General features: G+C 54.5%; 20 protein-coding genes. 16 read left to right on the plus strand and 4 right to left on the minus strand.

The features are described 5' to 3' along the window. Window positions 1-10 precede the first annotated feature (10 nt). Together envC and RHN82_RS08645 are read left to right on the plus strand one after the other, a co-directional pair. Complete coding sequence (gene envC / locus RHN82_RS08640; RefSeq protein ID WP_026094345.1) at window positions 11-1,270, plus strand: murein hydrolase activator EnvC; 1,260 nt, start codon at window positions 11-13, stop codon at window positions 1,268-1,270. A gap of 3 nt (window positions 1,271-1,273) precedes the next feature. After that, window positions 1,274-2,206, plus strand: coding sequence for a divergent polysaccharide deacetylase family protein (locus tag RHN82_RS08645; protein WP_047050386.1), 933 nt, complete (start codon window positions 1,274-1,276; stop codon window positions 2,204-2,206). 11 nt (window positions 2,207-2,217) lie between these two features. On the opposite strand, the gene RHN82_RS08650 is transcribed toward RHN82_RS08645, so the two are convergent. Further along, a complete protein-coding gene (locus tag RHN82_RS08650) occupies window positions 2,218-3,018 on the minus strand; it encodes a glycosyltransferase family 2 protein (protein ID WP_047050384.1) in 801 nt (266 codons plus the stop codon). Between the two features lie 205 nt (window positions 3,019-3,223). Between RHN82_RS08650 and RHN82_RS08655 the strand changes: the two genes are divergently transcribed. Both RHN82_RS08655 and RHN82_RS08660 read left to right on the plus strand, forming a co-directional pair. Next, window positions 3,224-4,429: a glycosyltransferase gene (locus tag RHN82_RS08655; RefSeq protein ID WP_047050382.1), complete on the plus strand. Its 1,206-nt coding sequence runs from the start codon at window positions 3,224-3,226 to the stop codon at window positions 4,427-4,429. A gap of 15 nt (window positions 4,430-4,444) precedes the next feature. Continuing rightward, on the plus strand, window positions 4,445-5,359 hold the full coding sequence (locus RHN82_RS08660) for a hypothetical protein (RefSeq protein ID WP_047050381.1): 915 nt from the start codon (window positions 4,445-4,447) through the stop codon (window positions 5,357-5,359). A gap of 26 nt (window positions 5,360-5,385) precedes the next feature. Here RHN82_RS08660 and tdh read toward each other — a convergent pair whose 3' ends face one another. Both tdh and kbl read right to left on the minus strand, forming a co-directional pair. Next, window positions 5,386-6,414, minus strand: a complete 1,029-nt coding sequence (gene tdh / locus RHN82_RS08665) for an L-threonine 3-dehydrogenase (protein WP_042717745.1) — start codon at window positions 6,412-6,414, stop codon at window positions 5,386-5,388. Window positions 6,415-6,423: 9 nt separating this feature from the next. Further along, window positions 6,424-7,620, minus strand: coding sequence for a glycine C-acetyltransferase (gene kbl / locus RHN82_RS08670; RefSeq protein ID WP_047050380.1), 1,197 nt, complete (start codon window positions 7,618-7,620; stop codon window positions 6,424-6,426). A 213-nt stretch (window positions 7,621-7,833) separates the two neighbouring features. Between kbl and rfaD the strand changes: the two genes are divergently transcribed. Genes rfaD through RHN82_RS08695 form a run of 5 tightly spaced genes read left to right on the plus strand, consistent with a single transcriptional unit; the run spans window position 7,834 to window position 12,820 of the window. After that, a complete protein-coding gene (rfaD, locus tag RHN82_RS08675; RefSeq protein WP_003860858.1) occupies window positions 7,834-8,766 on the plus strand; it encodes an ADP-glyceromanno-heptose 6-epimerase in 933 nt (310 codons plus the stop codon). A 2-nt stretch (window positions 8,767-8,768) separates the two neighbouring features. Further along, window positions 8,769-9,815, plus strand: a complete 1,047-nt coding sequence (gene rfaF / locus RHN82_RS08680) for an ADP-heptose--LPS heptosyltransferase RfaF (RefSeq protein ID WP_015570031.1) — start codon at window positions 8,769-8,771, stop codon at window positions 9,813-9,815. Between the two features lie 3 nt (window positions 9,816-9,818). Further along, window positions 9,819-10,802 (plus strand): lipopolysaccharide heptosyltransferase RfaC, encoded by a 984-nt coding sequence (gene rfaC, locus RHN82_RS08685; RefSeq protein WP_047050379.1) that lies wholly within the window; start codon window positions 9,819-9,821, stop codon window positions 10,800-10,802. 3 nt (window positions 10,803-10,805) lie between these two features. Further along, window positions 10,806-11,915, plus strand: a complete 1,110-nt coding sequence (locus RHN82_RS08690; protein WP_047050377.1) for a glycosyltransferase family 9 protein — start codon at window positions 10,806-10,808, stop codon at window positions 11,913-11,915. 5 nt (window positions 11,916-11,920) lie between these two features. After that, window positions 11,921-12,820, plus strand: a complete 900-nt coding sequence (locus tag RHN82_RS08695; protein ID WP_047050376.1) for a glycosyltransferase family 2 protein — start codon at window positions 11,921-11,923, stop codon at window positions 12,818-12,820. A 38-nt stretch (window positions 12,821-12,858) separates the two neighbouring features. On the opposite strand, the gene RHN82_RS08700 is transcribed toward RHN82_RS08695, so the two are convergent. Then, a complete protein-coding gene (locus RHN82_RS08700) occupies window positions 12,859-13,812 on the minus strand; it encodes a polysaccharide deacetylase family protein (protein WP_047050374.1) in 954 nt (317 codons plus the stop codon). A 150-nt stretch (window positions 13,813-13,962) separates the two neighbouring features. On the opposite strand from RHN82_RS08700, the gene rfaQ reads away from it, so the two are divergent. The 7 genes from rfaQ to coaD all read left to right on the plus strand — a co-directional run bounded on the left by rfaQ (window position 13,963) and on the right by coaD (window position 20,855). Continuing rightward, window positions 13,963-15,033, plus strand: a complete 1,071-nt coding sequence (gene rfaQ / locus RHN82_RS08705) for a putative lipopolysaccharide heptosyltransferase III (protein ID WP_072189949.1) — start codon at window positions 13,963-13,965, stop codon at window positions 15,031-15,033. After that, complete coding sequence (locus tag RHN82_RS08710; RefSeq protein ID WP_047050373.1) at window positions 15,030-16,157, plus strand: glycosyltransferase family 4 protein; 1,128 nt, start codon at window positions 15,030-15,032, stop codon at window positions 16,155-16,157. The genes rfaQ and RHN82_RS08710 overlap by 4 nt, the downstream gene beginning before the upstream one ends. A gap of 2 nt (window positions 16,158-16,159) precedes the next feature. Continuing rightward, window positions 16,160-17,260 (plus strand): glycosyltransferase, encoded by a 1,101-nt coding sequence (locus RHN82_RS08715; RefSeq protein ID WP_047050372.1) that lies wholly within the window; start codon window positions 16,160-16,162, stop codon window positions 17,258-17,260. 11 nt (window positions 17,261-17,271) lie between these two features. Beyond that, window positions 17,272-18,261, plus strand: coding sequence for a glycosyltransferase (locus tag RHN82_RS08720; RefSeq protein WP_047050371.1), 990 nt, complete (start codon window positions 17,272-17,274; stop codon window positions 18,259-18,261). Window positions 18,262-18,327: 66 nt separating this feature from the next. Continuing rightward, window positions 18,328-19,602, plus strand: coding sequence for a lipid IV(A) 3-deoxy-D-manno-octulosonic acid transferase (gene waaA, locus RHN82_RS08725; protein ID WP_003860874.1), 1,275 nt, complete (start codon window positions 18,328-18,330; stop codon window positions 19,600-19,602). Beyond that, window positions 19,602-20,372: a glycosyltransferase family 2 protein gene (locus RHN82_RS08730; RefSeq protein WP_003860875.1), complete on the plus strand. Its 771-nt coding sequence runs from the start codon at window positions 19,602-19,604 to the stop codon at window positions 20,370-20,372. Before waaA ends, RHN82_RS08730 begins: the two co-directional genes overlap by 1 nt. A gap of 3 nt (window positions 20,373-20,375) precedes the next feature. After that, entirely contained in the window at window positions 20,376-20,855 is a 480-nt protein-coding gene (coaD, locus tag RHN82_RS08735; protein WP_015570040.1) for a pantetheine-phosphate adenylyltransferase, read from the plus strand.

The following is a 20,855-nucleotide window of genomic DNA, read 5'->3' on the forward strand; positions in this document are numbered from 1 at the left end:
GATTTTTTCAATCACATGGGTCGTGAAGCCGCTTCGGTTATCAGTCAGACCTCTGCTTTGCGCCAGCGCACTCAGCGCTGGCGTATTGCTGTGCGCCGCATCCGCCCACGCGGATGACCGCGATCAGCTTAAATCCATTCAGGCCGATATCGCCGCCAAAGAGCGTGCGGTACGTCAGCAGCAACAGCAGCGCGCCACCCTGCTCGCCCAGCTTAAAAAGCAGGAAGAGGCCATTTCCGCCGCCGCGCGTAAGCTGCGTGAAACACAAAACACCCTTGCCCAGCTCAATAAGCAAATCGATGAAATGAACGCGTCGATTGCGAAACTGGAGCGTCAGCGCGATGCCCAGGAGCGGAACCTTGCTGCACAGCTTGATGCCGCTTTCCGTCAGGGTGAGCACACAGGCCTTCAGCTGATCCTCAGCGGTGAAGAGAGCCAGCGTGGTCAGCGTTTACAGGCCTATTTCGGCTATCTAAACCAGGCGCGTCAGGAGACCATTGCGCAGCTGAAACAGACGCGCGAAGAAGTCACCACGCAAAAAGCCGAGCTGGAAGAGAAGCAGAGCCAGCAGCAAACGCTGCTCTACGATCAGCAGGCGCAGCAGGAGAAGCTTGAGCAGGCGCGCAATGAGCGTAAGAAGACGCTCGCCGGGCTGGAGTCCTCTATCCAGGCAGGACAAAGCCAGCTGAGCGAAATGCGCGCCAACGAATCCAGACTGCGTAACAGCATTGCCCGGGCAGAAGCCGCGGCCAAGGCGCGCGCCGAAAAAGAAGCGCGCGAAGCGCAGGCGGTGCGTAATAAGCAGCAGGAAGCCTCCCGGAAAGGCACCACCTACAAACCGACTGAAAATGAACGTTCCCTGATGTCGCGTACCGGCGGCCTCGGCTCCCCGCGTGGTCAGGCTTACTGGCCCGTTCGCGGTACGATCCTGCATCGCTATGGCGAACAGTTGCAGGGTGAGCTACGTTGGAAGGGGATCGTTATCGGTGCGTCTGAAGGTAGCGAAGTGAAAGCCATCGCCGATGGCCGCGTGATCCTGGCCGACTGGCTACAGGGTTACGGGCTCGTGGTGGTGGTTGAACACGGTAAAGGCGATATGAGTCTTTACGGCTACAACCAGAGCGCGCTGGTCAGCGTTGGCACTCAGGTGCGCGCGGGTCAACCCATTGCCCTTGTGGGCAGCAGTGGCGGTCAGGGCCGCCCGTCACTCTATTTCGAAATTCGTCGTCAGGGTCAGGCGGTCAATCCACAGCCGTGGTTGGGAAGATAGGTTTTGCTTCAATTTCGTCGAATTGTTGTTTCCGTAGTCAGCGCACTGGCGCTGGCTGCACCGGTTTATGCAGGCAAACTCGCGATTGTGATTGATGACTTCGGTTACCGACCACACTATGAAAATCAGGTGCTGGCGATGCCGCCTGCCATCTCTGTCGCCGTCCTGCCTAATGCGCCTCACGCGCATGAAATGGCGACCAAAGCTCACAATGGCGGCCATCAGGTCCTCATCCATCTGCCGATGGCCCCCCTCAGCAAGCAACCGCTGGAAAAAGATACCCTGCGCCCGGACATGAGCAGCGACGAGATCGATCGCATCATCCGCGATGCGTACAATAAAGTGCCGTATGCCGTGGGTCTGAATAACCATATGGGCAGCGCGATGACCTCCAGCCTGTACGGTATGCTGAAAGTGATGCAGGCGCTGGAACGTTACAATCTCTATTTCCTCGACAGCATGACCATCGGCAACAGCCAGGCGATGCGTGCCGCTCAGGGGACGGGCGTGAAAGTCATCAAGCGCAAAGTATTCCTGGACGACTCCCAGAACGAAGCGGATATCCGCGTGCAGTTCAACCGCGCGGTACAGCTGGCGCGCCGTAACGGTTCGGCGATTGCCATTGGGCATCCGCATCCGTCTACCGTTCGCGTTTTGCAGCAAATGTTGCCGGACTTACCCGCCGATATCACGCTGGTGCGTCCGAGCGATCTGCTCAATGAACCTCAGGTGGATACTTCTCGTCCGGGTAGCGCGCAACCACCCGCAACGCAGCCGCGCAATCCATTCCGCGGCGTGAAGAACTGCACGCTGAAAAAGCCGCCTGAACCGGTCTATGCTACCCGCTTCTTCACGGTGATTGGCGAAAGCATCAGCAGCAGTACGCTGGTTAAATACGTCCAGCAACAGTGGCAGGGTTGGGGGAAAAAAGCCTGATCGGATAACGCCTATTCTGCTATGTAAGAGTCCGACTGCTCTTTTGCAACGGACTCTTTCTTTTCCCGATCCTGATACCAGGCCTTGAAATATTTCAAAAAACTGTACGCCGTGGCATAAAACCCTGTCACCACACCCACTTTTCCCTGACGCCAGGCACCGCTAAACAGATACCATTTGAAAAATGCGCCGATAGCGCTGATCGCTCCGCGACCAAGAGAGGGACGTATCGTCTGATATTGAACCAGGCGAGTGGTATATCCATTTAATTTATTAAAAAGTTCATGCAGCGAATGAAACGTATCATGTCTGACATAACCAGGAATACGTTCAGAGCGGAGAAAACCTTCAACCTGATCGTCTACGGGCCGGTTATTAAATCGCGACTGCGTACGGTTAAAAAGACGCACCGGATAATCCGGTGATGAGACGGGATAAATCGTTCGGACATTTTCTCCCAGAACAAACCAGTGACGACATATCCGCCACGCCATATCCGGTTCGGGTTCATCGCCCATTTTTAATTTTAAAATAGCATCAACGGTTTCTTGATCGAGTATTTCGTCGCTGTCCATGCACAGCACCCAGTCGTTGTGCGCATGGGATACGGCATGGTTCATCTGCTCGCCGTGCCAGCTATATTTTTTGAATACGGGCGACAATCCATAACTCTGGCAAATATATATCGTTGAGTCTGTACTTCCGGAATCAACTACAACGAATTCATCCGCTATTTTTAAAAGAGGAGGAATAACATCGTGCAACGTTCTTTCGGAGTTAAACGTTAATAAGCAGACCGTTATTTTAAACATATTCTCACTCTCTCAATAACAACATAAATTTTTGCGCTAATAGTATCTAATTGAGAAGAGGCGATTAAAGTCTTAAATCACACTTTTAAAATAAGCGTGTTTAAAATGTTTTCTTATAAAAAGACAAAGAAATACAAAAAATCTATTTTATTTCAACAAATTCTCTATAATGCGGTCAGATGAAGGGTAGCATACGGATTCAGACATGCCGCAAAAACGTAAAATCCTCCTCCTGGACACGGGCAAAGAATGGGGGGGAGGTACCAACAGTATGCTTGAGCTTCTGAAGCGAATCAACCGCGATAAATTCGACATTACTTGTTGTTTTTACAGTGATTATAGTCGTGCTGAAGGTGAAACGATAGGCCAGGTGCTCAATACCATTGGGATCCCGCTACTGGTTATCCCCCAACGTAAGCAACCGGCATGGGCAAAACTCCTGAAAGAAGCGGGACGTGGTCTGCTGTTTTTCTCGCGTTCAGCGCGCAAAGCATTTACGCGGCATATTGATACCCTGTGGCGCATTCGCCCCAACGTCAGCAAAATCGAGACTATTTTTAGAGAAGGTGGTTTCGATACGCTGTATATGAACAACCAGCCAGGCTCTAACGAAGAAGGGTATCTGGCGGGCGCAAACCTGCATGCGCGGATAATCCAGCACTGCCGGATTGAACCGGTGCTGACCCCGCCGCTGGTGAAGCTGGTGAATACCCATGCCACAAAAATTATCGCCGTCTCGCACGGCGTTGAACGCGTGCTACTTCAGCATGGCGTCCGGCCCGAGCTGTGTACCACGGTCAACAACGCCATCGACATCCACCAGCCTTTGCCCGACCGACGCGCGATGCGCCAGCGCCTGAACATTGATGACGACACGTTTGTGTTCGGCAGCATTGGCTCGCTAATCCCTCGCAAAGCCAACCACCATACGCTGGAGGCGCTGGCACAGTTCAGCCAGAGGCACCCGCAGGCAAAATGGAAGATGGTGCTGGTCGGTGAAGGGGCTGAGCGCGGCGCACTGGCGGCACAGGCTGATGCGTCAGGTATTGCTGAACACGTCATTTTTACCGGTTTCCAGAACACGCCTTTTGACTACCTTGCTACCTTTGACGCGTTTATTCTTGCCTCGAAGAGCGAAGGCCTGCCGCGCGTCGTGCTGGAAGCGATGCTGCTGAATATTCCCGTGATTGGTTCAAAAGTGACCGGCACGGCAGAATTGATCGATCATGAGTCAACCGGCCTGCTGTTCCCCTGGAGCGACGTGTCGCAACTTGCTCAACATCTGGATAATATCTGGCAGGATCCTGCTCTGCGCGCCCGGCTCGCCGCTGCCGCACACCAGAATGTCTGCAACATGTATGCCATTGAAAGCTATGTTAACGGTGTCGAGGCCGTTCTTGGCGCGCAATAACCAAACGAGAAGAACATGTTTAAATTCCTGAATGCTCGCTACCGCCACATTACCGGGCGTCATAACATTCCTTACGCTTCCCTTCCGGTCACGCGCGATCTCGTTGCGGTGGATTCCATTGTGATCCCGTGTACGGGCGCGGATTTCGTCGAAGAGGCGTTATTGTCAGCGACCTTTGCAGAGCGTTATGCCACCGACGTCAGCGAGATTGTTATCGTCAGCGATCAGCCTGAATCCGCTTTCGGCGAACTGCCGCCAAAAACCCGCGTTGTTACCCTCACGCTTCCAAAACGTGAAGAAGGTTACCGCTATAAGCAGATCTACCTCAGTCGTCTGGTGAAGCTTAACGCTCCGTTGCAGGCGCGCGGTGAAGGTGTGCTGATGATCGACTCCGATCTCAACCTGCTTAAAATGCCAGAGATCAAGATGGCGGATATGCACATCTACTCCAGCTTCCGTCAGGGCAAAATGATTGCCAAGTTGGACGGTGCGCCAGCGGAGAAAGTGCCAGCGTATTACAAAGAAACGGTGCGTCCGTATCTGGTCGATCACGTTAACGGCGCGTTTCTTGCCGCCACCAAAAAGACCTGGCGCCGTATCTGCCCGCTGTGGCTGACGCTGTTCCAGGATACCTGGGAGCTGATGGACGATACGCAGCCGCCGACCGATCAGCTGCCGCTCGCTGCGCTGCTGGACATGCTGGATGTTAAAACGGTTAACCTGGGCGACTGGATGAACTGGCCGGTCTCCAAGAAGATCGGCGGTCAGGAAGCCGTTGTACCGAAAGAGGTGATTGGCGCGCACGGTGGTTTCCCGCTTTCCGAATGGCAGAAGTATCTGGAATCGCCGGATAACAAACTGCTGTTCAAAGGCCAGGATTACACCCGCAAGGTGCGTTACCTGACGGACGAAGAGAAAAAGAATCAGTAAAAAAGGGGCCGCTGGCCCCTTTTTAATTACTTATCCCAGCTCAGGATCACTTTCCCTGACTGGCCCGAACGCATCGCGTCAAAGCCCTGCTGGAACTCATCGATGGAGAAACGGTGAGTGATAATCGGGGACAGGTCCAGACCAGACTGGATCAGCGCGGCCATCTTGTACCAGGTCTCAAACATCTCGCGGCCATAGATGCCCTTAATGAACAGCCCCTTGAAGATGACTTTGTTCCAGTCAATGGACATATCTGACGGCGGAATACCCAGCATCGCGATACGCCCACCGTGGTTCATGGTGTCGAGCATGGTGCGGAACGCCGGTGGCGCGCCGGACATCTCCAGACCCACGTCAAAGCCTTCGGTCATGCCCAGCTCTTCCATCACGTCGGTCAGGCTCTCTTTCGAGACATCCACCGCGCGGGTGACGCCCATTTTGCGCGCCAGCGACAGGCGGTATTCGTTCACGTCGGTGATCACTACATTACGCGCACCCACGTGCTTCGCCACGGCTGCCGCCATAATGCCGATGGGGCCCGCGCCGGAAACCAGCACGTCTTCACCCACCAGGTCGAAGGAGAGCGCCGTGTGTACCGCGTTGCCGAACGGGTCGAAGATGGAGGCCAGATCGTCAGAGATATTGTCCGGGATTTTGAACGCGTTAAACGCCGGGATCACCAGGTATTCCGCGAAGCAGCCCGGACGGTTTACACCCACGCCGACGGTGTTGCGGCACAGGTGGGTACGCCCACCGCGACAGTTACGGCAGTGACCGCAGGTAATATGGCCTTCACCGGAGACGCGATCGCCAATCTTGAAGCCTTTTACTTCCTGGCCGATGCCGACCACTTCGCCGACATATTCGTGACCGACAACCATCGGTACCGGAATAGTTTTCTGTGACCACTGGTCCCAGTTGTAGATGTGAACGTCAGTACCGCAGATGGCGGTTTTACGAATTTTGATCAGCAGATCGTTATGACCGACTTCCGGCTCCGGCACGTCGGTCATCCAAATCCCTTCTTCCGCTTTCAGTTTGGATAACGCTTTCATCACACGTCCTCAGGCAATTACGCCCAGCTGTTTGCCGATGCGGGTAAAGGCTTCCACCGCACGTTCAATTTGTTCAGGCGAGTGCGCCGCAGACATCTGGGTGCGGATACGCGCCTGACCTTTTGGTACCACCGGGAAGAAGAACCCGGTCACGTAAATCCCTTCTTTCTGAAGCTCACGAGCAAATTGCTGCGCGACAACCGCGTCGCCCAGCATCACCGGAATGATCGCGTGGTCAGCGCCAGCCAGGGTGAACCCTGCGGCGCTCATTTTTTCACGGAACAGGCGGGCGTTAGCCCACAGGCGGTCGCGCAGCTCAGCTCCGGATTCCACCATCTCCAGCACTTTAATGGAGGCAGCCACAATCGCCGGCGCCAGGGAGTTGGAGAACAGATACGGGCGGGAGCGCTGGCGCAGCCACTCGACCACCTCTTTACGCGCGGCGGTGTAGCCGCCAGACGCGCCGCCGAGCGCTTTGCCCAGCGTACCGGTGATGATATCCACGCGGCCCATTACGTCGCAGTATTCGTGGGAGCCACGACCGTTTTCGCCGACAAAACCGACCGCGTGAGAGTCATCCACCATCACCAGCGCGTCGTATTTATCCGCCAGATCGCACACGCCCTTCAGGTTGGCGATCACACCGTCCATGGAGAACACGCCGTCGGTGGCGATCAGCACGTGGCGAGCCCCCGCTTCACGGGCCTCTTTCAGGCGCGCTTCCAGCTCAACCATGTCGTTGTTGGCGTAGCGGAAACGCTTCGCTTTGCACAGGCGTACGCCATCGATGATGGAAGCGTGGTTCAGGGCGTCGGAGATAATCGCGTCTTCTGCGCCGAGCAGGGTCTCAAACAGACCGCCGTTGGCGTCGAAGCAGGAGGAGTACAGAATCGCGTCTTCCATTCCGAGGAAGCTCGCCAGCTTTTGCTCAAGCTGTTTGTGGCTGTCCTGCGTACCGCAGATGAAGCGTACGGAGGCCATGCCGAAACCGTGGGTATCCATGCCGTTTTTTGCAGCGGCAATCAGCTCAGGGTGATTCGCAAGACCTAAGTAGTTGTTCGCACAAAAGTTGATCACATGGCTACCGTCGGCAACGGTGATGTCCGCCTGCTGGGCAGACGTGATAATACGCTCTTCTTTGAACAACCCTTCCGCACGTGCGGTGTCGAGGTCGCTGTTTAACTGTTTGTAAAAATCACCACGCATTGCAATTCTCCAGACTCGGCAAATTTTGGCACATATTACCCAAACCAATAGTTCATGACGAGATGACGCAGTATCTCTTCTCGTTTTTGCAGCATAAATCACGCGTACCCCTGCTGCATATCGGTGAATGGCTGAAGCCTGAGCATTGTGATGATATGATAAAGAGATTAGCGTTCGGGATATTCCCCGACTCATACTTCAAAGGTTACAGTTATGATCATCGTTACTGGCGGCGCGGGCTTTATCGGCAGCAATATTGTTAAGGCCCTCAATGACAAAGGCATCACCGACATTCTGGTGGTGGACAACCTGAAAGACGGCACCAAGTTCGTGAACCTGGTGGATCTGAACATCGCTGACTACATGGATAAAGAAGACTTCCTTATCCAGATTATGGCGGGTGAAGAGTTCGGCGAGATCGAAGCCATCTTCCACGAAGGGGCGTGCTCTTCCACCACCGAGTGGGACGGCAAGTACATGATGGATAACAACTATCAGTACTCCAAAGAGCTCCTGCACTACTGCCTGGAGCGTGAAATTCCGTTCCTGTACGCCTCTTCCGCGGCAACCTACGGTGGGCGCACTTCAGATTTCATCGAATCCCGCGAATATGAGCAGCCGCTGAACGTTTACGGTTACTCCAAGTTCCTGTTTGATGAGTACGTGCGTCAGATCCTGCCAGAAGCGAACTCGCAGATTGTCGGCTTCCGCTACTTCAACGTCTACGGGCCGCGCGAAGGTCACAAAGGCAGCATGGCGAGCGTGGCGTTCCACCTGAACACCCAGTTAAATAACGGCGAAAGCCCGAAACTGTTCGAAGGCAGCGACGGCTTCAAGCGTGACTTCGTCTACGTGGGCGATGTGGCGGCAGTAAACCTGTGGTTCCTGGAAAATGGCGTGTCCGGCATTTTCAACCTGGGCACAGGCCGCGCGGAATCCTTCCAGGCGGTGGCAGACGCGACGCTGGCGTACCATAAAAAAGGCAGCATCGAGTACATTCCGTTCCCGGATAAGCTGAAAGGCCGCTACCAGGCATTCACCCAGGCGGACCTGACTAACCTGCGCGCCGCAGGCTATGACAAGCCGTTCAAGACCGTTGCCGAAGGCGTAACGGAATATATGGCCTGGCTGAACCGCGACGCATAAGTATGAAAATTCTGGTGATCGGCCCGTCATGGGTGGGCGACATGATGATGTCGCAAAGTCTCTATCGCACGCTCAAGGCGCGTTATCCCCAGGCGATAATCGACGTGATGGCACCCGCATGGTGCCGTCCGCTGTTATCGCGTATGCCGGAAGTGAACGAGGCGATCCCGATGCCGCTCGGCCACGGGGCGCTGGAAATCGGTGAACGCCGCAAACTCGGCCACAGCCTGCGCGAGAAACGCTATGACCGCGCGTACGTGCTGCCTAACTCCTTCAAATCCGCCCTTGTGCCCTTCTTTGCGGGCATCCCGCACCGTACCGGCTGGCGCGGTGAAATGCGCTACGGCCTGCTGAACGACGCCCGGGTGCTGGATAAAGAGGCCTGGCCGCTGATGGTGGAACGCTACGTGGCGCTGGCCTACGACAAAGGCGTGATGCGCAGCGCGAAAGATCTGCCGCAGCCGCTGCTGTGGCCGCAGCTCCAGGTAAGCGACGGGGAGAAATCCCACACCTGCAACGCATTTGGCATTTCGTCCGAACGCCCGATGATTGGGTTCTGCCCTGGCGCAGAATTCGGTCCGGCAAAACGCTGGCCGCACTATCACTATGCAGAGCTGGCGAAACAGCTTATCGATGAAGGCTATCAAATTGTGCTGTTTGGCTCGGCGAAAGATCACGAGGCGGGCAATGAAATTCTCGCCACGCTGAGCACCGAGCAACAGGCATGGTGCCGCAACCTGGCCGGGGAAACGCAACTCGAGCAGGCGGTTATCCTCATTGCCGCCTGTAAGGCCGTGGTCAGTAACGACTCTGGCCTGATGCACGTCGCCGCCGCGCTGGACCGCCCGCTGGTCGCGCTGTATGGCCCAAGCAGCCCGGACTTCACGCCGCCGCTGTCGCACAAGGCGCGCGTGATCCGTTTGATCACCGGCTACCACAAGGTGCGTAAAGGCGATGCCGCAGAAGGCTATCATCAGAGCCTGATCGACATCACGCCGCAGCGCGTCCTTGAAGAACTCAACGCACTGCTGTTGAGCGAAGAAGGATAACGGATGCGGGTATTGATCGTTAAAACCTCCTCAATGGGTGATGTTCTGCATACGCTGCCGTCGCTGACGGACGCCATGCGGGCCATTCCCGGCATCCGTTTTGACTGGGTGGTGGAAGAAGGCTTCGCGCAGATCCCCACCTGGCATGAAGCGGTTGATCGCGTGATCCCGGTGGCCATTCGCCGCTGGCGCAAAGCGTGGTTCTCCGCACCGATTAAAGCCGAACGCAAAGCCTTCCGCGAAGCAGTGCAGGCCCGGCGTTACGACGCGATCGTCGACGCCCAGGGGCTGGTGAAAAGCGCCGCGCTGGTCACGCGTCTGGCGCACGGCGTAAAGCACGGCATGGACTGGCAAACCGCCCGCGAACCGCTGGCGAGCCTGTTCTATAATCGTCGCCACCATATTGCGAAGCAGCAGCACGCCGTGGAACGTACCCGCGAGCTGTTCGCTAAGAGTCTCGGCTATGCAAAACCCGACCTCCAGGGTGACTACGCCATCGCACAGCTTTTTCTGCGCGAAACGGACAGGGATATCGCGCCGTATCTGGTCTTCCTGCATGCCACAACGCGCGATGATAAGCACTGGCCGGAAACGCACTGGAGAAGGCTGATTGAACTAATGCAACCTTGCGGTATCCATATTAAACTCCCGTGGGGCGCTGAACATGAGCGGCAGCGTGCGGAGCGTCTGGCAGCCGGTTTTTCCCATGTCGAGGTGTTACCCAAACTCACGCTGGCGCAGGTTGCCGCACAGCTGGCGGGCGCTAACGCCGTCGTTTCTGTGGATACAGGGTTAAGCCATTTAACCGCCGCACTGGATCGTCCTAATATCACGATTTTCGGCCCGACCGATCCGGGGTTGATCGGGGGTTACGGTAAAAACCAGCATCAGATGGTCAGCCCTACGCACCAAACGAAGGATATTAGCGCAGATGCTATTTTTTCATATTTACAGGGCAGCCATCGGCTTTCCAACAGGGATATTTAACCCATGAGTTATGTATTTCTGCTGATTTTACTCTTTCCGGTGAAACTCATCCGGAAGCTGTTTCGAAAGGACACGGGCAAGAACCTTGTCATTCAGACAGCCAAAATCGGTGACTTTATTAATGCGACGCCTCTTCTGGCCTGGCTGCAAAAAAGCGATGTGTTGATCAGTCGCAGCGTTGGCGCGCTGGCGAAGCATGATGAGACTATTGAGCAGATCTATTTTATCGAGCAGCATAAGCGCAACCTGTGGCGTAAGCTGTGCTTCGCGTGCAGGATCATGAACCGCTACGACAACGTCTACCTGCTACAGCCCAACAGCGTGAACCTCTTTTTTGCCGCCGTCTGCAATGCCAAAAACAAACAATTTTTAAGCATTTACACGCGCAGGTGGTATCACGGGATTTTCTATCTCGCGGCCGACGGTACCGTTGAGCATGGCAAAAAAACGCTTTCGGTGACGAACTACCTGAAACTGGCAGACCGCTCGCTCACGTGGCAAGACTCTCCCAAGCACGCCACAAAGCCACTCTTCAAGCCGACCACCTGGCCGGCCATTCTTGATAAACCTGGCGTTATCCGCATCGGCATCAGTATTGCTGCGGGCAATAAAGCCAAAACCGTCCCTCCGGTTATCTGGAAGCGGATTGTTGATCAACTCGCTGATTTACCCTGCGAGTTTTATGTCTTCGGCGCGCCAAACGAACAGTCGTGGATGGACGATATCACCCGCCTTTACGGTGACATCCCCAATTTTACCAATCTTATTGGCAAAATTTCGCTGGAAGAGCTTCCCTGGGCCATTTCTAAGATGGACTGCTATATCGCGTCTGACTCGGGGAATGTCTACATCGCTGACGCCGTCGGCGTGCCGGTGGTCCTGCTGTTTGGACCGTGTTGTCACTATGAACAGCGTCCGCTTGGCAATGTGATGCTGATCGGGAATGACGACAACATTTGTTCTTATGTGTTTGAAACGCGCTATTACTTCCCGCAAGAACGGGAAGCGCTATTCTCTGTCACTGACTCCGCGTTACACGATCTTCAGCAGTTTATCCGTACATTACCAAAAGCCCGCTCACTGGCTAGCGCTCCCGACGCTCAAGGAAATTAATTTTTATGGCTTTTTTAAGCGTCATTATTGCTGCGCATAACGCTGAAGCTACGCTGCACGCCACGCTTTCAAGCCTGCTGACAGCAACCGATCAGGATACTGAAGTCATTATTTTCAATGACAGTTCTGAGGATGCCACGCAGGCAATAATTGAAGAGTGGACGCCGAAATTTCCTCAGATCATAACGCGCACCGTGAACTTTCGTAACGTTGGCCGGGTACGAAACAGTGCTGTCGCACTGGCATCGGGTGAGTATATTACGATGCTCGACAGTGACGATTGCTTAAAGCCGGGCAGCCTCAGGGACGCAATGACCTACCTGAAAGCACAACGTCCGGATATGTTACTGACACGTTTGCTTGAGATTCGTGATCCCAAGAAAATGAATTCAGACTGGCAGGGATTTAATCCTGTGCCATTGTCACGAAATGAAGCAGTCGCTCGTTTCTTACGCCATAAAGACTTTCAGGCACATCTCATTGGCCAGTTTATTCATCGTAGCCTGTACGAGAGTAACCCTATTCCTCCGATGTTATGTTATGAGGATTTCGCTGTCTTCCCGGGAATGTTGATGCAATCGAGCAAAATAGCCTATCAACGCCAGGGGCATTATTATTACATCAAGCGTCGCGACAGTTTGTCGAGCAGTCTGGACGCCAGCAAAATTTCAACGCTTGTCGAATGCACGTTACAGATGGAAAGAACATTTCCGTCAAGCTACAGGCATCTCGTCAATTGCCATTGGTTTGATATTTACAGCAACCATCGATCCTGTCTTACAGACCAACAATTGCAGCTCGTGAAACAACGCGTAAAGGCCATGTATACATTGTCTTTTTTCCTGTCCACCGATGTTCGTTTTAGCTACAAAAAAAGGGTTATTGAGGCGTTATGGAAAAAATAAAACCACGCCTAACGACTCAATACGCCTGGCGGGCATAACTATTTTTTGTACTGGTAAAACTCCGCCAGCGTCATCCCCACGGTCTTATCTGATAACCAGGTAAAGAGCTGCTCCAGATCCTGATACAGCCCCTCAATCGCGGCCTCGTCTTTAAAAGTAGGGCTCCCGCCAGGCATAAATTCCGACGAATGCAGCATGAATTCCACGTAGTCATTCCCCTGAGCCAGGCACTGCTGCGCAACCTTAATCATCTCCGCCGCATTTCCTCCGGACGGACGTAACCAGTTAACTGACGGAGAACGGTATTTACCGCGCAGACGATCATAACCCTGCTTCAGGGAATTCAGCCATGCCGGGTGTTTATACTGGATGCTCATCGGCACTTCGAGGAGAGGGCTGTTTCCCGGCCGGGAAATGTCGTCTACGCCCAAAAAGTAGGCACGATCGGGAAAATGCTGGTAATTCGTTCCGCCATTACCCTGCGGAGCGCCTTTCGCGTTGCGCCAGTTCACGCGCGGCGTAACGGAACAATCTACCTGATACCCCAGCTCAATCAGCAACTGGGCGTAACGGCTGTCGAATGCCCAGCGCCCGGCGCGATGGCTGAGCATTTTTGTCTGGAAAGTCTCTTCCAGTAAGCGGGTCATGAAGAGTACTTTCTCACGCATGACCTCGTCTGAGAACTCAATCAGATAAGGCTGCCAGCGCCAGTCATCACCGGTCAGATCGTGCTCCGGAGGGCTGTTCCAGGCATGGAGATGCATTCCCACCTCACCCTGGCCGCGCGCTATGACCTCTTTCGCGAACTCAATGAATACCGGTTCGACGGCCATCTCGTAGTTGGTCAGCCAGACGGGCTTAAAGCCGAAACGTTCACAAAGCGCCTGAAACCGCGCCAGGTAGCGCGCGTTTTCCGTTTTGATCACCCGGTGGTTCTGCCAGAGATTATCCCCTTCGGTATCGATCGTGATGATAAACGCTGGTTTTTTCATAATGAGCCCGCAAGACAAAATAGTTAGCGCTATGTTACGCACGCCCGAAAGCAGGAGTAAACCCTTCCAGGGAAATTCCTGACATTATGGAGAAAGAGTGCAAGTCGTTACCAGGTCTATTAGAATTGCCAATAGTACAACGCCGATAAGATGATGATGAATAACTTACCTGACACGCCTGATTTGCGCATTTTACTGATCAAACTTCGCCATCATGGCGACATGTTACTCACCACCCCCGTCATCAATTCATTACGCCAGAAATGGCCTGAAGCCCAAATCGACGTGCTTCTCTATGAAGAGACGCGAGACATGCTCGCCGCGCATCCGGCAATCGGGACGATCTATGGTATCGATCGTAAATGGAAGCAACTGGGGACGCTGAAGCACCTGCAAAAAGAGTGGCAGTTGCTTCGTGCTTTACGCGCTCAGCATTATCATCTGGTGATCAATCTTGCCGATCAGTGGCGCAGCGCGATTGTCACCCGCTTCACCGGCGCACCGGTTCGGCTCGGGTTCGCCTTTAACAAGCGCAATAATGCCTTCTGGCGTTTTTGTCACAGTGAACTGGTCTCGGTCGCCAGTCATCAGTCGCTGCACACCGTTGAACAAAATCTCTCCATACTGTCAGCGCTGCCGGTAATGGCCAACCCTACCGTGACCATGGCTTACAGCGCGGATGACTGGCGTCATGCACACCAAAAGCTGACGCAAAAGGGCGTGGGAGACCGCTACATCGTTATTCAACCCACTTCACGCTGGTTCTTTAAGTGCTGGGATGAAGGCAAAATGGCGCAAACTATCGCCGCGTTGCAGCAGGACGGCCACACTATCGTCCTTACGGCGGGACCGGATAAGAAAGAGCTGGCGATGATTGACCACATTCTTGCCGCCTCCCCGCAGACGGGTGTTGTATCGCTGGCCGGGCAGTTAACCCTGCGCCAGCTGGCCTCGCTAATCGATCACGCGATCCTGTTCATTGGCGTTGACTCCGTACCCATGCACATGGCCGCCGCCCTTCAGACGCCCTGCGTGGCGCTGTTTGGCCCGTCAAAATTGACGTTCTGGTCGCCATGGCAAGTTAACGGCGAGGTCATCTGGGCAGGTAACTACGGCCCGCTTCCCAACCCTGACGCCATTGATACAAAAACGACGGAACGTTATCTCGACGCCATCCCCGTTGATGCTGTCGTCTCCGCCGCAAGGAGAAACCTGCAATGAAGCTTCATCGTCTGGCCATTGTGCGCCAAAAATATCGTCCGGATGGCGGAGCAGAACGTTTTGTCTCCAGGGCACTTACCGCGCTGAGCAATCAAAATCTTGAGCTCAACGTCATCACCCGCGAGTGGCAGGGCGAAAAGCAGGACGACTGGCATATTCATATTTGCGATCCCCGAAAGTGGGGCCGCATCAGCCGTGAGCGCGGCTTTGCGCACGCCGCACGCGCGCTGTGGCAGCAACAGCAGTTTGATATCGTACAGAGCCATGAACGTATTCCGGGCTGCGATATTTACCGCGCCGGGGATGGTGTACATCGACGCTGGCTGCTACAGCGTACGCGTATTCTCCCCGCCTGGCGCGCGAAGCTGCTTATGCACGATCGCTATCACCGCTACGTGATGCACGCAGAACGTGAAATGTACCAGGCTCCCGAGTTGAAAGCCGTTATCTGTAATGCGGAGATGATCAAGCGCGAAATCGTCGAAGACTTTGATATTGACGCAAAAAAGATACATGTGATTTATAATTCAATAGATTCCAGCCGCTTCGTTCCGGCAGAAGAGAGTCAGCGCGCAGTACTGCGTCAGCAATTTGGCTTACCCGCTGATGCCGTCATTTTCTGCTTCGTGGGTTCAGGGTTTGAACGCAAGGGGCTGGCAAGCGCTATTCGGGCTATAGCAGGAACATCGGCGTGGCTGGTGGTGGTCGGTCAGGATAAAGCGGAAAGCCGTTATCGCGACCTCGCCCGTTCATTAGGCTGTGAGGGGCAAATCCGTTTCCTGGGGATGCAAAAAGAGACGCTGCCATTTTATCAGCTTTCTGATGGTTTACTGCTGCCGACGCTGTATGATCCTTTCCCTAACGTCATACTTGAAGCAATGGCCTGTGGATTGCCCGTCATTACGTCAGAGAGTTGCGGTGGTTCAGAATTTATTGAGCAAGGCCAGAACGGGTTTTACTGTGATGCACTTGATATCCACACATTGAAGGAGGCCGTCATGTCCATTCCTTCACTGGAAAAAAATAACAATATGGGGCTTGCGGCGCGTGAACGCGTCAGAGAAGCAACCCCTGAAAAACTATCAAGTCAGCTTATTTCGCTTTATCAAAAATTACTGGATTAATAATGCGCATCCTAATGATTATTGATGGTTTACCCGGTGGAGGAGCCGAAAAAACGGTTCTCACCCTCTCCAGCGGACTGACAGAACTGGGGCATCAGGTCACCCTTTTCTCCTTACGGAAGGTGTGCGACTACGCCATTCCGGAAGGCATCGATTTTCAGATTGTGCAGGATACCTGTAAAAAACCCTGGCGGAAGCTGACCGAGATCCCGCGTCGCGCCCGTTTGCTGGATCGCGCCATCGAGCAGGCAGAACGCAGCGGTAAATTTGACGTCGTGTTCTCGCATCTGCATAAAACCGACCGTATCGTGGCGCACAGCCGCGTGCTGGATCGGGATAAAGTCTGGTTCTGCGTACACGGGATGTTCTCCTTCTCCTATTTGCGCCATCGCAGCGGGCTTTCTCGCTGGTTTAAGCATTATAAAATTCGTCATACCTATGAAAACCGCAACGTGGTGGCGGTTTCCGGCGCTGTGCTGCACGATCTGTCTGAAGTACTCGCGATCCCCCTGCGGCGCAAAGCGGTTATCCATAACCCCTTTGATATCCCTGAAATTCAGCGTCTGGCGGAAGCGCCCTTCGAGATGCAGGGGCAGGATTACATTATCCACGTTGGCCGTTTTCATGAACATAAACGTCACGACCGGCTGCTGCGGGCGTTCGCGCTGAGCAAGATCGACGCATCACTGGTGTTGATGGGCAAAGGTTCTGACGCGAAAATAAACCAGCTCAAACAGCTTGCCGCTAAGCTGGGAATTGAAAACAAGATCGTCTTCCGCCCGTTCGAAACTAACCCCTACCCGTGGATCAAAGGGGCACGCCTTTTAGTGTTAAGTTCCGACTGCGAAGGTTTTGGTAACGTACTGGTAGAGTCCATTATCTGTCAGACCCCACCGGTGAGTACAAACTGCCCTGGCGGCCCTGCTGAGATCCTTACTGGCCCCCTGGCGCGTGGTCTGACAGCGTTAACCGACGAATCACTGGCGAAAACACTGGCAGAACTGTATGCCTCTCCGCCGGTTGTTGATCGCGAAACGATCGCATCGTTCGGTATCAACGCCATTTGCCAGCAATACATTGCTTTGGTCGACAACCAAAAATAATCAGGTTTCATATGCAAAATTCAGCGCCTTTATTAAGCGTGGTGGTTGCCGTTTATAACGGTGAAGCTTTTCTCGATCAGTTCTTTACCTGCCTTGTAAATCAACACATCGACAGTATGGAAGTCATCATCGTGAATGACGGCTCCACTGACCGCTCGATGCAGATTGTCGAAAAATGGCGCGAACAGCTGCCACAGATGCAGGTTATTGAACAACCTAATCAGGGCGTGTCCATCGCGCGTAATACTGGCCTGGCGGTTGCGACCGGCCAATATCTCTCTTTCCCGGATATTGATGATGTCTTCAAACCCGGCATGTACCAGCGTCTGCTGGATATGGCCGTCACGCAGAATCTGGATGTCGCCACCTGCAATGGCAACTACGTCTGGGAAAAGAACAAAAAACCGTCTCGCCCTATTTTCCCTGAAGATAAGCTCGCCTCAACGGGCGTCATGAATGGCGCGGCATGGTTAAAAAAGGCGCTGGATTCACGTAAGTTCCTGCATGTGACCTGGCTGAATATCTATCGTCACGATTTTATTCGTCAGCACGGCTTCCGTTTCGAGCCTGGCCTGCGCCATCAGGATATCCCGTGGACGACTGAGGTGCTGCTTGCCGCGGAACGCGTTCAGTACACCAGCGAACGCTTTTACGACTACTACATTCACTCCGCCTCGGTATCGCACACCCCGGATAATGACGACACGCTGATTCGCTCTGCGCGCCATTACATGAAGATCCTGAAGATGCTTGATGCCATTAACCAGCGCTACCCGGATAAAGTGAAAAATATCCCGGCCTGTTACTGGCAAATCGCTAAAGAGGGTCTGGGAATTATTCATACCTTCGACAACATGAAGGATGAGGCGAAGAAATCAATGATAATCAAAGAGTTCTTCGACACCGGGATCTGGAAGCTCATCTGGAAAAGTGCCAAAAGCCCGCGTTTGCGCTGGCGCCTGGGCCGACGCTACTTCCGTTTAAAACGGTATCTGGCATAAGAGATAGCTTTAGCACGCTTAAATGCTTAGAATTTCCCGGCCGAAACTAAAAAAACGGATAATCGCTTGGAATTGTTGTATACCGCCCTGCTCTACATCATTCAGCCACTGGTGTGGCTGCGACTGTTGCTTCGTAGCCGTAAAGCGCCTGCGTACCGTAAACGCTGGGCCGAACGCTATGGCTACTGCCGCAATAAAGTGGCGCCGGACGGTATTCTGCTGCATTCCGTGTCAGTCGGGGAAACGCTGGCCGCCATTCCACTGGTGCGTGCCCTGCGCCACCGTTATCCGTCCCTGCCCATCACCGTCACCACGATGACGCCAACCGGCTCAGAGCGCGTGATGTCTGCCTTCGGTAAAGACGTGCATCACGTCTACCTGCCGTACGATCTCCCCTGCGCCATGAACCGTTTCCTGAATACCGTGCGTCCTAAACTGGTGATCGTCATGGAAACCGAACTCTGGCCGAATATGATTTCTGCCCTGCATGCCCGTAAAATTCCTTTGGTTATCGCCAACGCGCGTCTGTCAGAACGCTCGGCGAAAGGGTATGGCAAGCTGGGTAAATTTATGCGTCGCCTGCTCAGCAAAATCACGCTGATCGCCGCGCAGAACGAAGAAGATGCCGCGCGCTTTATCGCCCTCGGCCTGAAGCGCAACCAGCTTGCGGTCACGGGTAGCCTGAAGTTCGATATTTCCGTCACCCCTGAACTCGCCGCCCGTGCGGTAACGCTGCGTCGTCAGTGGGCGCCCCGTCGCCAGGTCTGGATTGCCACCAGCACCCATGACGGCGAAGAAGCCATTATTCTTCAGGCTCACCGCCAGCTGCTGGAAAAATTCCCTGATTTACTGCTGATTCTGGTTCCTCGCCATCCTGAGCGTTTTAAAGATGCCCGCGAGATGGTGCAAAAAGGCGGTTTCAGCTTTACCCTGCGCAGCAGCGGCGAAATCCCCTCTGGCAGCACGCAGGTGGTGATTGGCGATACGATGGGCGAACTGATGCTGCTGTACGGGATCGCCGATCTTGCTTTCGTTGGCGGAAGCCTGGTGGAGCGCGGTGGTCATAACCCGCTGGAGCCGGCAGCCCACGCCATTCCCGTGCTGATGGGACCACACACGTTTAACTTCAAAGATATCTGCGCGAAATTGCAGCAAGCCGATGGCTTAATCACCGTGACCGACGCGGATTCGGTGGTCAAAGAGGTCTCAACCCTTCTGACTGACGAAGATTACCGCCTGTGGTACGGTCGTCACGCCGTTGAAGTCCTGCATCAGAACCAGGGCGCACTGACCCGTCTGCTGCAACTTCTGCAACCTTACCTGCCGCAGCGGAGCCACTAATGTCAACGCGTCTGTCGGTCGTGATGATCGCCAAAAACGCCGCCGACCTGCTTCCGGATTGCCTGGCCTCTGTTGCCTGGGCTGACGAAATCGTCATTCTCGACTCCGGAAGTACGGACAATACGGCGGACGTTGCCCGTGCAGCCGGGGCAAAAGTCTTTACCGACACCGACTGGCAGGGCTACGGTATTCAGCGTCAGCGTGCGCAGGGTTACGCCACGGGCGATTACGTGTTGATGATCGACACCGACGAGCGCGTCACCCCGGAACTCCGACAGGCCATTCAAACGGTGCTTGCCGCGCCACAGCCTGGCGCGGTCTACAGTATCGCGCGTCGTAACTATTTCCTGGGCCGCTTTATGCGCCACAGCGGCTGGTACCCCGACCGCGTGATGCGCCTCTATGCGCGCGAGCGTTATCAGTACAACGATAACCTGGTTCATGAGTCTCTGGCCTGCGATAACGCTCAGGTCATCCCCCTGACGGGCGATCTGCTTCATCTGACCTGCCGCGATTTCGCCAGCTTCCAGCGTAAACAGCTGAACTATGCCACCGCCTGGGCACAGGAGCGGCATGCGCGCGGCAAGAAGGCCACGCTGACCGGCATCTTCACCCACACGCTGGGCGCGTTTCTGAAAACGCTGCTGCTGCGTGGCGGCGTGCTGGACGGCAAACAGGGCTGGTTACTGGCCGTAGTGAATGCCCAGTATACTTTCAACAAATACACCGAGCTGTGGGCGCTGAACCGCGGCTACTCAGAGAAAACGTGAGCCATGAGCACAAAAGCGATTTATCCGGGTACCTTCGATCCGATCACTAACGGCCATCTTGATATCATCACCCGTGCGGCGTGTATGTTCGACAAGGTGATTCTGGCCATTGCCGCCAGCCCGAGCAAAAAGCCGATGTTCGACCTGAACGAACGCGTGCAGCTTGCCACCGATGCGATTTCGCATCTGTCGAATGTTGAGGTCGTCGGATTCAGCGACTTGATGGCAAACTTTGCCCGTGACCGGCAGGCCAATATCCTGATCCGCGGTCTTCGCGCGGTAGCAGACTTCGAATATGAAATGCAGCTGGCACACATGAACCGCCATCTTATGCCGGAGCTGGAGAGCGTATTCCTGATGCCCTCCAAAGAGTGGTCCTTCATCTCTTCTTCGCTGGTGAAAGAGGTGGCGCGCCATCACGGGGACGTTACCCACTTCCTGCCGGTTAACGTCCACCAGGCGTTGATGGAAAAGCTAAAGTAA

Origin of the sequence: Enterobacter cloacae complex sp. EB5, assembly GCF_031432835.1 — a bacterium.
Classification (GTDB): domain Bacteria; phylum Pseudomonadota; class Gammaproteobacteria; order Enterobacterales; family Enterobacteriaceae; genus Enterobacter; species Enterobacter hormaechei_C.

Coding starts and splice junctions, on each gene's coding strand:
- RHN82_RS08650 (WP_047050384.1), bottom strand. CDS start 3,018: ATGTTTAAAATAACGGTCTGCTTATTAACGTTTAACTCCGAAAGAACG.
- RHN82_RS08655 (WP_047050382.1), top strand. CDS start 3,224: ATGCCGCAAAAACGTAAAATCCTCCTCCTGGACACGGGCAAAGAATGG.
- RHN82_RS08660 (WP_047050381.1), top strand. CDS start 4,445: ATGTTTAAATTCCTGAATGCTCGCTACCGCCACATTACCGGGCGTCAT.
- tdh (WP_042717745.1), bottom strand. CDS start 6,414: ATGAAAGCGTTATCCAAACTGAAAGCGGAAGAAGGGATTTGGATGACC.
- kbl (WP_047050380.1), bottom strand. CDS start 7,620: ATGCGTGGTGATTTTTACAAACAGTTAAACAGCGACCTCGACACCGCA.
- rfaD (WP_003860858.1), top strand. CDS start 7,834: ATGATCATCGTTACTGGCGGCGCGGGCTTTATCGGCAGCAATATTGTT.
- rfaF (WP_015570031.1), top strand. CDS start 8,769: ATGAAAATTCTGGTGATCGGCCCGTCATGGGTGGGCGACATGATGATG.
- rfaC (WP_047050379.1), top strand. CDS start 9,819: ATGCGGGTATTGATCGTTAAAACCTCCTCAATGGGTGATGTTCTGCAT.
- RHN82_RS08690 (WP_047050377.1), top strand. CDS start 10,806: ATGAGTTATGTATTTCTGCTGATTTTACTCTTTCCGGTGAAACTCATC.
- RHN82_RS08695 (WP_047050376.1), top strand. CDS start 11,921: ATGGCTTTTTTAAGCGTCATTATTGCTGCGCATAACGCTGAAGCTACG.
- RHN82_RS08700 (WP_047050374.1), bottom strand. CDS start 13,812: ATGAAAAAACCAGCGTTTATCATCACGATCGATACCGAAGGGGATAAT.
- rfaQ (WP_072189949.1), top strand. CDS start 13,963: ATGATGATGAATAACTTACCTGACACGCCTGATTTGCGCATTTTACTG.
- RHN82_RS08710 (WP_047050373.1), top strand. CDS start 15,030: ATGAAGCTTCATCGTCTGGCCATTGTGCGCCAAAAATATCGTCCGGAT.
- RHN82_RS08715 (WP_047050372.1), top strand. CDS start 16,160: ATGCGCATCCTAATGATTATTGATGGTTTACCCGGTGGAGGAGCCGAA.
- RHN82_RS08720 (WP_047050371.1), top strand. CDS start 17,272: ATGCAAAATTCAGCGCCTTTATTAAGCGTGGTGGTTGCCGTTTATAAC.
- RHN82_RS08730 (WP_003860875.1), top strand. CDS start 19,602: ATGTCAACGCGTCTGTCGGTCGTGATGATCGCCAAAAACGCCGCCGAC.
- coaD (WP_015570040.1), top strand. CDS start 20,376: ATGAGCACAAAAGCGATTTATCCGGGTACCTTCGATCCGATCACTAAC.